This is a genomic window from Roseomonas marmotae, from assembly GCF_017654485.1.
Classification (GTDB): domain Bacteria; phylum Pseudomonadota; class Alphaproteobacteria; order Acetobacterales; family Acetobacteraceae; genus Pseudoroseomonas; species Pseudoroseomonas marmotae.
The window spans coordinates 418,047-430,589 of record NZ_CP061094.1; the positions used below are offsets into that span (position 1 = coordinate 418,047).

A 12,543-nucleotide genomic window follows, 5' to 3' on the forward strand; every position below is an offset into this window, starting at 1 on the left:
GAAATATCCGTGCGGAACGCTCCAGATTCCGGTGGCATTATTCCTGCAGCATCAGCGAAGAAATTTCCGGAAGCGCCTCAAGGACAGGACGAAGAGTACCGATCCGATGGCCAGCATCGAGAGAAGCTGTGGCCAAACCACGTCGAAACCTGCCCCCCGGAACAGAACTGCCTGCGCCAGCATGACAAAATGGGTGTTTGGCGCGGCAAGCATGATGGTCTGGATGATTTCCGGCATGCTCTCACGCGGTGAGGTAGCCCCGGATAGTACCTGCATCGGCAGCAGGACCAGCATCAACAACAGGCCGAACTGCGGCATCGATCCCGCCACGGTGGCCAGGAAGATGCCGAGCGAGGTGGTCGCGAAAAGCTGCAAGGCTCCCCCTGCCAGGAAGAGCGCGAGTGATCCTTCGATGGGAACCGCCAGAAGCCCTTTTACGACAACGATCAGGGAGAAGGTCGTGGCGATGAGCACGACGAGGCCCATCGACCAGATCTTGCTGACCATGATATCCGTTGCCGTGACCGGCATGACCAGGAGATGCTCAAGCGTGCCGTGCTCACGCTCCCGGATCAACGCCGCGCCGGTCAGGATGATCGATAACATGGTGACGGAGGAGATGACGTTGGTGACGGCGCCGAACCAACCCTTGTTGAGCTCCTGGTTGAAACGAGAGCGCAGGACGAGTTCCACCGGCACCGTGGAGCCGCCACGATAGCCATTCAGGAACTCCTCGATCTCGCTCGCGGTGATGGACTGGATGTAGCCGCCACCGGTAAAGGCCTGCGTCATCCGCGTGGCATCGACATTGAGCTGGATGGTCGGTGAGCGTCCGGCCAGGAGATCGCGTTGGAAATCCGGCGGGATGTCCAGGGCGAAGGTATCGAGACCGGCATCCATGCGCTGATCCATCTCCGACTGGGAGATGATGCGGGGCACCGCGAAGTAAGGCGGAGTGAAGGCGGTGATGATCCGCGAGGACACGGGAGACTGGTCCTCGTCCACGACCGCGATCGCCGCCTGGTTGAGTGCCTCCGGCATGGCCTTCGAGGCGGTATAGATCGAGAGCGTGAAGGCGTAGACGATCAGCACCAGGAGCATTGGCTCCCGCAACAGGCCACGGAGTTCCTTGATGCCGAGTTGAAGAACGTTCCTGACCTGCATCCTCAGCCTGCCTGCTTCTTGAGAAGGAGGGCGCCGAGCAGGAGCAGGACAGGAATGGCGATCAGCAGCGGCACGAAGTCGGTCCAGAGGTTATCGAAGCCCAGGCCCTTGGAGAAGGTTCCGCGTGAGATCGTCACGAAATAGGTAGTGGGGTAGAGGCGGCCAATCAGCGCCCCTGCTCCCTGAAGGGACGAGACGGGATCAATGATGCCGGAATACTGTATGGAGGGAATCAGGGTGATCAACGCGGTTCCGAAGATGGCCGCGATCTGGCTGTTCATGAAGGACGAGATCACCAGCCCCAGCCCCGTCGTGGCAATGACATAGAGAAATGCCGCGGCCGTCAAGGTCAGCAGGCTGCCGGTGAAGGGGACGCGGAACACGAAGATGGCGAAGGCGGTCAGCATGACGAAATTGGCCATGGCCAGGCCGATATAGGGGATCTGCTTGCCCAGCAGGAACTCCAGCCGCGTGGTAGGGGTCACATAGAAGTTGATGATGGAGCCGAGCTCCTTCTCCCGCACCACGCTGAGAACGGTCAGCATGGCCGGGATCATGATCAGAAGCAGAGGAATGACGGCCGGCACCATGGCCACCAGGCTCTGGATGTCCGGATTGTAGCGGTAGCGGATCGCCAGCTGAAAGCTGCCGGCCGTCGCGGCATCGCCATAGATCTGCCGGGCCTTCTGGGTCAGCCAGGCCTGATGCATGCCCTGGACATAACCACGTACCGTCTCCGCCCTGGTAGGCATGGCGCCGTCGATCCAGGCCCCGACCTCGACATCTCGTCCACGGGCGATGTCGCGAGCGAACCCCGGCGGGATCTCGATGGCGAGGCTGATCTCGCCGTTGCGCATGCGCCGGTCGAGATCGGCGTAGTCGGTGATGGGCGGCTTCTCCTCGAAGTAGCGCGAGCCGGCGAGTTGCAGCGTGTAGTCACGGCTTACCGTCGTGTCATCGCGGTCGAGCACCGCGAAGGACAGGTTCTCGACATCCAGGTTGATGCCGTAGCCGATCACGAAAATCAGAATGACGCTGCCGAGGAGCGCGAGGCTCGCCCGGATAGGGTCACGGCGAAGCTCCAGGGTTTCACTCCGCGTATAGGCGAACATCCGGCGCGGATCGAAGAAGCGGTGCTGCCTGACGGGCGGGATGGGGTCCGGGGCGACGACCTCCGCCGGTCCAGCTTCCGGCCTGGTGGCTTCGCCGCTCGCGGAGCCACGGATGGCATCTTCCAGATAGCCGATGAAGGCTTCCTCCAACGTTGCCGCTCCACGTTTCCTGATGATGGTGGCGGGGGCTTCGCTGACCAGAACCTTCCCCGCATGCATGAGGGAGATGCGATCACAGAGCTGCGCCTCATTCATGAAGTGGGTGGAGACAAAGATCGTGACATTGTCCTTGCGGGACAGGTCGGAAAGGATGCGCCAGAAGCCATCACGGGCGATCGGGTCCACGCCGGATGTCGGTTCGTCGAGGATCAGGATCTCTGGCGAATGAACCATCGCCACGGCCAGCGAGAGCCGCTGCCGGATGCCCAGCGGCAAAGCATCGGGCCAGGCGTCCAGCACCTCGTCGAGGCCGAAGCGGGCGACCATCTCCTCGATCCGCGCGGGGATCGCCGCCGGCTCCATGCCGAAGAGCCGGGCGTGAAGCTGCAGGTTCTGCCGCACCGTCAGTTCGGTATAGAGCGAGAAGGATTGCGACATGTAGCCCACGCGGCGGCGGACGGCCATGTCGCCCGGCTCGATCTCCCTGCCGAAGAGGCGTGCCCGGCCTTCGCTCGGGACCAGCAGTCCCGTGAGCATCTTCATGGTGGTGGTCTTGCCGCAGCCATTGGAGCCGAGGAAGCCGAAGATCTCTCCCCGGCCAATCCGGAAGCTGACGTCGTCGACGGCGGTGAAATTGCCGAAGCGCATCGTCAGGTGCTCGGCCTCGATGGCGGCCTCGCCCTCGGTATCATGCCGCGGGGGAATGACAACCTCCTGGTGCCCCCGGCGCCCTTCCTCCGGCAGCAGCGCGATGAAGGCGGCATCGAGCGTGGAGGTCCCGGTCCGGCGGCGCAGCTCGTCAGGCGTCCCGGTCGCGAGCACCCGGCCGCCGTCCATGGCGACGAGCCAGTCGAAGCGCTCGGCTTCCTCCATATAGGCTGTCGCGACGATGACGCTCATGCCGGGCCGCTGCCGGCGGATATCGTCGATCAATTCCCAGAACTGGCGGCGGGAGAGAGGATCTACGCCCGTGGTGGGCTCATCGAGGATGAGCAGGTCAGGATCGTGAATCAGCGCGCAGCAGAGACCGAGCTTCTGCTTCATGCCCCCCGAAAGCTTGCCGGCCGGGCGTTCCGCGAAAGGGAAGAGGCCGGTGCTGCGGAGCAGTTCGGCGATCCGCCGCTCGCGCTCATGTTTCTCATGGCCGAACAGCCGGCCGAAGAAGTCCACATTCTCGAAGACCGACAAGGTCGGATAGAGGTTCCTGCCCAGGCCCTGCGGCATATAGGCAACGCGGGAATAGATGCTCTCCCGGTGCGCCTTGTCGGCGATATCGCCGCCCAGCACTTCCACCCGACCCTGCTGGATGGCGCGCGCGCCCGAGACGAGGGACAGCAGGCTGGACTTGCCGACGCCGTCGGGCCCGATCAGCCCGACCATGATGCCCGAGGGAAGGTCGAGGTCCATATTCTCCAGCGCCACGGTTCTGCCGTAGCGCAAGGTCACCGCCTTGATCCGTACCACAGCCTGGCTTTCGCCGGCAGTCCCGGGCGCGTTCATTGCACCAGCGTGCCGCGCAGTTCTGCCGGCCATTCGGCCTGCGGGTCGATCCGGACATAGGCCATCCCGGGAAGTCCTGTCTTCACCTGGCGGATATGCCGCTCGAGCAATTCGGGCGGAATCTGCGCCCGGATCCGGAACATCAGCTTCTGTCGCTCTTCGGCGGTCTCCACGGTCTTGGGCGTGAACTGAGCCACATCCGCGACAAAAGACACCTTGGCGGGAATGACGTACTGGGGTGCCGCATCCAGCACGAGGCGGACATCCGTGCCCATCTCCACCTTCCCTGCCTGCTCGGTCGGCAGGAAGAAGGTCATGTAGACATCACCCAGGTCCACCAGGTTGAGCACCCGGCCACCAGCGGCGAGCACCTCTCCCGGCTCGGCGATACGATACTGGATGCGGCCGGGTCGCGGCGCGACGAGGGTGCTGTCCTTGATATCGGCATCAATGCTCTCGATGCTTGCCTTCGCGGCCTCGACCGAGGCCTCCGCATCGACCACCTGCGCCTTGGCCGCGCTGATGGCGGCATCCGCCGCCGCCAGCTGCGCCTGTGCCGCGCCGACCGCGGCCCGCGCGCCCTCATGCGCCGCCCGGTTGTCATCGAGGGTCTGGACGGAGACTGTGTTGCTCGTTACCAGCCGCTCGGATCGCGCCAGCCGCCGGGCCGCGGCATCGAGTTCCGCCTGCCGCTGCGCCACGACGGCAACGGCTGCCGTCCTCTCGGCTTCACGCTGCTGGACAAGGCTCCGTGCCGTCCCGACGGCGATGGTGGCGCGCTGCAGCTGTGCCTCGGCCTCACGCTTGCGGGCCTCGAGCTGCGCGGTATCCATGCGGGCGAGGACCTGGCCTGCCTCGACGAAGTCGCCTTCGCGGACCAGGATCTCCCTCACCCGCCCCGCAGCCTTGGTCGAGACATCGATCTCCACCGCCTCGATGCGGCCGTTTCCGCTGGCGATTCCCTCGGGAAGGCCGCTACCGCCGAATTCTCTCCAGGCATAGAATCCGAAAGCTGCGATCAGCACCACAAGGGCCAGAAGGAGCAGTCGTCCGCGGCTTGCTGTCATTGCCATCCAGGCTTGGCCTTATCGTCCAGCCGATTGGGCAATGAAACCGGCCCACCGCGCCCCGTTGTTACGGGAGTTTCCGGCAGCCGCCTTAACCTCTGCGACATGCGTCCCGAATTCCATCAGCGGGGGCTCGAACTCCGATCGGATGTTGCGGCCCACCATGCCTTCCCGGCAAGCCGTTTCAGTGTGCTCTAGCGGTTGTTATGGCTATCAGGCCTGTCAACGAGCGGTAGGAATGCCGGGCATCCGCCGCGCAGGCGCCATTCGGTCGCCCGCATCGTGTTGCGGGAATTGCCAAGCCCTGGGTGGTGCGGTGCGCCAACCTCCACCCTCCATGGGTTCGGATCTGCCTCGCAGGGTCAGGCTTCACCGGGCTGAGGCGATCGCGGATGGCTACCGCCCTCCCCCAACCGGAGGTTACGCGAAACGCAAGGTTCCTGCTTGCACCATGATGCTGTTCCTCTGCCGGGAATAACGAAAGGCTGTCGGCGATGCCGGGACCGGACCCGGTTTCTGGAGGACACGCATGCCATTTCCACCAAAGGCTCCGGGTGTCGGTCGCCGGCACCTCCTGACAACGGCTGCGATTGGCGCCACGGCGTTGATGCACCCCGCCCCGGTCCTGGCACGCGCGCCGCAGGCCACGGCGCAGGTTCCCGGCCTCTATCGTCTCCGCATCGGCGGGATCGAGGTGACGGCGCTGCTCGATGGACACATATCCTTTCAGGACCAGGCGCTTCCCGGCCTCTTTCCCGGCTATGACGCCGCTACGGCCGACCGTCTGCGGCAGCAGGCCTTCGTCCCGGCCGGCGGCATTCCGCTGGCCGTCAATGCCTATCTGGTCAATACCGGCGCGCAGTTGATCCTGATTGACGCCGGGGCCGCCGGGGCCCTGGGCCCGACGCTCGGGCAGATCCCGCGCAATCTGGCGGCGGCCGGGCTGGACCCGTCGCAGATCGACGCCGTCATCGTCACGCATGTCCATCGTGACCACGCGGCCGGCCTGCTGGACCAGGATGGCCGGGCCCTCTTCCCGAATGCCGAGCTGGTGGTGGCGGAGGCGGAGGTCGCCTACTGGGACGACGATGCCGCCATGGCGGCCGCCCGCCCCGCCGTCCGCAGCTTCTTCGAGCCGGCGCGGCGGTCGCTGGCGCCCTACCGCCCTCGCCTGCGCCGCATCACCCCGGGACAGGAGGTCGCGCCGGGTGTGGTCACGCTGCCGCTGCCAGGGCATACGCCCGGGCATATGGGTGTGCGGATCCATGGCGGGGCCGATCAACTGGTCATCTGGGGCGACGTGGTGCACACCCAGTCCTTGCAGATGCCGCGCCCGGAGTGGTCCATCGCTTTCGATTCAGACCCCGCGCTGGCGGCGGAGACGCGCCGCGGCATCTTTGACCAGGCGGCTACGGACCGGCTGCTGGTCGCGGGCATGCATCTCGATTTCCCGGGCATCGGCTATGTGGTTCGCCGGCAGGAAGGCTATGGCTTCGAACCGATGGCGTGGCGGTCGACACTGTGATCGCGGGGCGCTTCCCGCCTGCGGAGGGCTGGGTGCCGCTTCTTCTCACACGGGCCTGACGGAGGACCGCGTCGCCGAGGCTCCGCTGAAGATCCCGCCTTGCGTCGGAAGGGGAAGCCGCGGCGTCCGACTGTACAGCCGACGGTATCGTTCCCGCCCTACGCGATCCGGGCCGGCTCCGCGATGATCTTTCACGTCGCGAAGGGGGAGGTTGGCGCGTAGGGTGAGCAGCGACCGGAGGAACTCCGCTTGCTCATGCCATGCGGAGCAGGCGCTTCCTCCCATCGGGGCCACAGCGCCGCCTTCGCCCGGAGTTGAACAGTTCCATGCACGACACCAGATTGCGCCGGCCTTCGCTTCTCGACCGGGTTTGCACGGCCGAGCACGCGGCATCGCTCATCAAGGACGGCATGACAGTAGGCATGAGCGGCTTTACCCGGGCGGGGGAAGCCAAGGCGGTGCCGCTCGCCATGGCGGAGCGTGCGATCCGCGACCCGTTCAAGATCACCCTCATGACCGGGGCGTCGCTCGGGAATGACATCGACCGGCGACTGACGGAAGCGGGCGTGCTCTCCCGCCGCCTGCCCTTCCAGGTTGACCCGGTCCTGCGCCGGGCCATCAATGATGGGGAAGTGCTCTTCATCGACCAGCATCTTTCCGAAACCGTGGAAATGCTGCGGTCCCGCCAGCTCGGGCCGATCGACTACGCCATCGTCGAGGCCGTGGCGATCCGTGAGGATGGCAGCATCGTGCCAACCACTTCGGTCGGCAACAGCGCCACCTTTGCCATCCTCGCGGAGAAGGTGATCGTGGAGATCAATCTCTCCCAGCCCCTGGCACTGGAAGGGCTGCATGACATCTATATCCCGAACCGGCGGCCCCATCGCGATGCGGTGCCGATCACGGCCTGCGAGAGCCGGCCGGGCCTGCCATATATTCCGATCGAGCCCACCAAGATCGCGGCCATCGTCTTCACCGAGCAAAGCGACAGTCCCTCGGCCAATGAGCCGCCGGACGAGGTGACCGAGACGATCGCCAGCCACCTCATCGAGTTTCTGTGGCAGGAGGTGAAGCTCGGCCGGCTGGGCATGAACCTCGCCCCCTTGCAGGCCGGTATCGGGACCATCGCGAATGCCGTGATGCACGGATTGATCGACAGCCCCTTCCGGGACCTGCGCATGTACAGCGAGGTGCTTCAGGACAGCACCATCGCGCTATTCGACGCGGGGAAGCTTGCCTTTGCCTCGGGCTCCTCGATCACCCTGGGGCCGGAGATGACGCGGCGCTTCAACGCGAACCTGGAGAGCTACAAGCATCGCATGGTGCTGCGCCCGCAGGAGATCAGCAACCACCCGGAAGTGATCCGCCGGCTGGGCATCATCGGCATCAACACGGCGCTGGAGTGCGACATCTACGGCAATGTCAATTCCACGCATGTGGATGGCACACACATCATGAACGGAATCGGCGGCTCCGGCGACTTCGCGCGAAACGCCTACATGGCGATCTTCGTGGCGCGCTCCACCGCGAAGGGCGGCGATATCTCCACGGTCGTTCCGATGGTGACGCATGTGGACCACAACGAGCATGATGTGGACATCATCGTGACGGAACACGGCCTGGCCGACCTGCGTGGCCTGGCGCCGCGGGAGCGGGCGATGCTCATCATCGACCACTGCGCCCATCCCGATTACCGCGATGCCCTGCGCGACTACGCCGTACGGGCAGCCCGGGAGCGGGGCGGGCAGACGCCTCACCTGCTGGAGGAAGCCTTCTCCTGGCACCTGCAGCGCCGCAGGACGGGAAGCATGCGGGGCGTCAATTCCCCTTCCCTCCCAGGCGACCGGAACGGCTAGACCGGCCCATTCCGAAGAATCGCCGGAACAGGTGTCCAGCCGCTGACGCGCCATGAGCACGACCTCCACTCCCCGCGACAGCCAGCCCTGACGGCCCTTGGGCCAGAGCCATTCCAGGCAAGCGGCGGCGCCCCCGATGCAACGCGGTCCCCGGCACATTCCCTGATCCGCTGCATACGGGCTTGGCAGGGCTGGCCGCAGCCTCCCGTCCATCGCCAGGATCTCCACTGGTCAAGCCGATGGGGCGTGATAGCGTCGCGGTAAAGGTGAGGAGGTCTGAGACATGGTTTTTCCCGGGCGTTTTCAGGGCCGCACGGCCATCGTGACCGGCGGCGCCTCCGGCATCGGCCTCGGCATCGCCACGCGGCTGGCCGCCGAGGGGGCCAGGCTGTGCCTGTGGGACCTGGGGGAGGAGGCGCTCTCGGCCGCCCGGCGCCAGACCGGTGCCTGCGCGGTCCAGGCGCTGGATATCGCCGATCCGGCCCAGGTCACGCAGGCCATGGAGGAAAGCCTGGCCGCGCTTGACGGCAGGCTGGATGTGCTGGTCTGCAGCGCCGGCATCACCGGACCGAATGTGACCGTGCGCGACTATCCGGTCGAGGCCTGGCAGCGTGTCATCGACGTCAATCTCAACGGCCTCTTCTACTGCAACCGGGCGGCCGTGCCGGCGATGGAGCGGAACGGCTACGGGCGCATCGTCAATATCGCCTCGGTCGCGGGCAAGGAAGGCAACCCGAATGCCTCCGCCTACAGCACCTCCAAGGCCGGTGTGATCGGCTTCACCAAGTCGCTTGGCAAGGAACTGGCGAAGTCGGAGATCCGGGTGAACTGCGTCACGCCGGCCGCCGTGCGGACGGCGATCTTCGACCAGATGACGCAGGAGCATATCGACTTCATGCTCTCCAAGATCCCCATCGGCCGTTTCGGCGGGATCGACGAGGTCACCTCCCTCGTCTGCTGGTTGGCCAGCGAGGAGTGTTCCTTCAGCACAGGCGCCGCCTTCGATGTCTCCGGTGGCCGCGCCACCTATTGACGGCATGGAGGCGCCGTAAGGGCCAGGGGGCCGCGACAGTAATAGGAATTTATTGACATTATTTAGCGGACCCTCTAGGTCTCCATCGTCACCGCCACAGCTCCGCCTCCTCCCAAGGTGCGGCTTGCCCACCTGGCGGGATTATCGGAGGCGAAACCCCGAATCCGGATCGCCAAGCTGCTGCCAGTGCCCTGCCGGGTCGCATCGAAGGGCGCTTCTGCCAAGCGGCGGCGAGTATGGGCCGCTCAAGAAGCGGTGAGAACGCCCTTTCCCAGGCAAAAGCGCATCTAAGGCGGGCCTGCACCCGCAAATCCCGGCCGCGAGTCGGCCGGCTCCTGGACTGGCGGCCATTTTCGGAGCCATGCCACGGAGTCGCGGCACATCACATGGGAGGCGCAAATGCGCTTTCAGCCGCTCCCGCCGGGTCAATTCGCTCCTCAGAGTGCTTTTCGGAGACGAAACCCCGAATCATGGCGCCTATTTCGGAGGTGAAAACCCGAACCTTCCCCCTCGCCGCGCCGCTGAGGTTGTGCATGCTGTGCCATCAGACAGCACAGATCCATCATTCCTCCCGTCATGCCACGCCAGACACCCCCACGGCAGAAGGCCCCAGAGGCCGCCGAAGAGGCCCCTCCCCTGCCCCGGCAGGGCAAGGCTGCGCCGGCCGTGCGGGCGCGCCGTGGCCGCGACCCGGCGCCTGATCTGTTCGACAGCCCGCTCCGCGGCAAGGTGCGCGGCCAGCGCGGTGTCATGGCCTATCCGTTCTTCCACCTCGGCAAGACCGCTCCGGGGCGAGAGGTGCTGCGCTACGACGACGGGCAGGTGCGGATCGAGGTGGCGCCCGGCCCGGCCGGCATCGCGACCATCTATGACAAGGACCTCATCCTCTACCTCGCCTCCCTGATGGCGGAGAAGCTCCGGCGTGGCGAGCTGCGGCCGGATGACCCCAAGCCCGACCGCGAATTCACCTTCACGGCGCATGACTTCTTCCGGGTCGCCGGGCGGGACACGGCGGGCAAGGCCTATGACCGGCTGCTGCAGATGCTGCAGCGGCTGCAGGGCACCCAGGTACGGACGAATATCGAGATGGCGGGGGAAGGCACCGACGGCGTCTTCTCCTGGATCGATGCCGTCAACACGCGCTACCGCCGCAATGCCCGGAAGGAAAAGGAGCTGGTCAGCGTCTCCGTCACCCTTTGCGCCTGGCTCTACCGGGGCATCCTGAACGATACGCGCCTGCTCACCTTCGCCGACGCCTATTTCGACCTCGCGCCGATGGAACGGCGCCTCTACGAAATCGCCAAGTCCGAGGATGTGGACGAGGCCGGCTGGTCCATCGGCATCGAGGACCTGCATGCGCGCGTGGGCACTCGTGGCCTGTTGCGGCATTTCGGCCAGTTCCTGACGGATCTGGAGCAGAATCAGCGGCTGATCGAGTTCGATATCGGACTTCATCGCCCGCCTCAGGAGACCCAGCGGCGTGGCCGGCCGGGCTATGAAGGCACCATCGTGACCTTCACCGCCCGGGCCAGGTCGCCGCTGCCCCGCCGCCCCCTGGTGGCGAATGCCGGCGAAGCCCGGCCGGAGATGGAGGACGCAGCCCCGGACAACGAAGCCTGAACACGCAAAACCCCGCTCTGCAAAGCGGGGCTTGCTGAACATACCGGGACGGCCGTGGTGGCCTGGCGGATGCCCTGAACAATCATCCTCTAGGTTCTCACCATAGCTTTGGTCAAGCGCGAAACCTGTTTCGCCGCTGACGAGGGCGTGTGCCCGCCCCGGTTTACCTTTACCGAAGGAATGGGCAACGTGGAAATTCAAGCATTTCCGCGACGGGCGAGTTGTGGGCTGCGGAAGCTGACCACCAACCATCTCGCCGCGGCGCGGCTCGCGGAGCAGGCACCCGGACTTCCCCCGGGCGTCAAGCATCCGAACCAGCTGCTGGCGGCGATGCGCCGCGCGGCACCCTATCTCGGCCAGATCCGGCTGCTGCCGCTGATGGAGGCCCTGTTCCGCTGGACCCAGCCGCAGGACTGGGCGCCCGGCGCCGAGCCGATCGTCTGGCCGAGCAATGAGGAACTGGCGACGGCGCTGGATTGCAGCGAGCGGCATGTCAGCCGGCTGATCGCCATGGCGATCGAAGCGCGTCTGATCTCGGCCAGGGACGGCACTGACCGCAAACGGCGCGGCATCCGGCAGGAGGGTCGCATCCTCTGGGCCTGGGGGCTCAATCTGCGCCCCATGGCCGCGCGGCATGCCGAATTCGTGCAGGCCGCAGAAGAAGGCGAGCAGGCCCGCCGGACCTGCCGCGAACTGCGCCGACAGGCCTCCGTGGCACGCCAGTTCCTGGCGCAACTGCTCGCGCTTGGGCGGGAATCCGGCCTGGAGACCAGCGCATTGGAGGACAAGGCCGTGGAAGCGCGGCACCTGGCTTCCACGCTGCGACGGGCCGAGGACCCGGCGAAACTGGGGGCGCTCGTGGCCGCGCTTCAGGATCTGGTGGACGAGGCCCGGAGGTCTGTGGAAGACGCGGAAATGTCAGGCTCGCGTGACATCGGAGTCAGGCCCATAATACCTACAAACACACCCACTGAACCCAAAGGGTCTACAGTAGAGGCTCGGGAAGAAGCGGTTCCGGCGAAGAGCGCGCCGCTGGAGGCGGAAGCCGAGTTGCGGATTTCCCCCATCGAACTGGCACGGCTGGCTCCGCGGCTGGAGAGCTGCCTTGCCACCGCCAGGCCGGGCTGGGGCGACATATCCGATGCCGCTGCACTGCTGGCCCAGCAACTTGGAATACCCCCTTCCCTCTACGGAGAAGCCTGTCTTGCACTTGGCCGGCAGCCAGCCGCTGTCGCCATTGCCGTCATTTCCACCAAACGGCCGGAGCATTTCCACAGCACCGGCCCTGGTGGATATCTTCGTGGGATGCTCCGCCGAGCCAGCCGGGGAGAGCTGTTCCTGAACCGCAGCATCCATGGACTGCGCGAAGCGGCTGGTTACCGCCGCCAGAACCAGTTGACGGCCGTCAACTCGCGAAATTGCTCCGCTTTAGCTTTCGACAGGCTCCACAACATGCGGCCTTTCGGTGTAAGTGCTTTGAAAGCCGCATCTGCGAGTGAATACCATG

At 65.6% G+C, this 12,543-nt stretch carries 8 protein-coding genes; 5 read left to right on the forward strand and 3 right to left on the reverse strand.

Annotated elements, in window-relative coordinates; genetic code table 11:
- Positions 1–51: 51 nt before the first annotated feature.
- Genes IAI58_RS20540 through IAI58_RS20550 form a run of 3 tightly spaced genes read right to left on the reverse strand, consistent with a single transcriptional unit; the run spans position 52 to position 5,002 of the window.
- Positions 52–1,164, reverse strand: a complete 1,113-nt coding sequence (locus tag IAI58_RS20540) for an ABC transporter permease (RefSeq protein WP_207446404.1) — start codon at positions 1,162–1,164, stop codon at positions 52–54.
- A 2-nt stretch (positions 1,165–1,166) separates the two neighbouring features.
- The gene (rbbA, locus tag IAI58_RS20545; protein WP_208776262.1) at positions 1,167–3,935 is read right to left on the reverse strand and encodes a ribosome-associated ATPase/putative transporter RbbA; all 2,769 of its coding nucleotides are present in this window, start codon (positions 3,933–3,935) and stop codon (positions 1,167–1,169) included.
- Positions 3,932–5,002 carry an HlyD family secretion protein gene (locus IAI58_RS20550; protein WP_207446406.1) on the reverse strand — a complete coding sequence of 357 codons (1,071 nt, stop codon included), beginning with the start codon at positions 5,000–5,002 and terminating at the stop codon, positions 3,932–3,934. Before IAI58_RS20550 ends, rbbA begins: the two co-directional genes overlap by 4 nt.
- 607 nt (positions 5,003–5,609) lie before the next feature.
- Between IAI58_RS20550 and IAI58_RS20555 the strand changes: the two genes are divergently transcribed.
- The 5 genes from IAI58_RS20555 to repC all read left to right on the forward strand — a co-directional run.
- Entirely contained in the window at positions 5,610–6,527 is a 918-nt protein-coding gene (locus IAI58_RS20555) for an MBL fold metallo-hydrolase (protein ID WP_207446408.1), read from the forward strand.
- Between the two features lie 326 nt (positions 6,528–6,853).
- Complete coding sequence (locus IAI58_RS20560) at positions 6,854–8,383, forward strand: acetyl-CoA hydrolase/transferase family protein (RefSeq protein ID WP_207446409.1); 1,530 nt, start codon at positions 6,854–6,856, stop codon at positions 8,381–8,383.
- A 283-nt stretch (positions 8,384–8,666) separates the two neighbouring features.
- Entirely contained in the window at positions 8,667–9,416 is a 750-nt protein-coding gene (locus IAI58_RS20565; RefSeq protein WP_207446410.1) for an SDR family NAD(P)-dependent oxidoreductase, read from the forward strand.
- Positions 9,417–10,082: 666 nt separating this feature from the next.
- Positions 10,083–11,036 carry a replication initiator protein A gene (locus tag IAI58_RS20570; protein WP_207446411.1) on the forward strand — a complete coding sequence of 318 codons (954 nt, stop codon included), beginning with the start codon at positions 10,083–10,085 and terminating at the stop codon, positions 11,034–11,036.
- A gap of 108 nt (positions 11,037–11,144) precedes the next feature.
- On the forward strand, positions 11,145–12,543 hold a 1,399-nt coding region (repC, locus tag IAI58_RS20575; RefSeq protein WP_208776263.1), incomplete at its 3' end, for a plasmid replication protein RepC.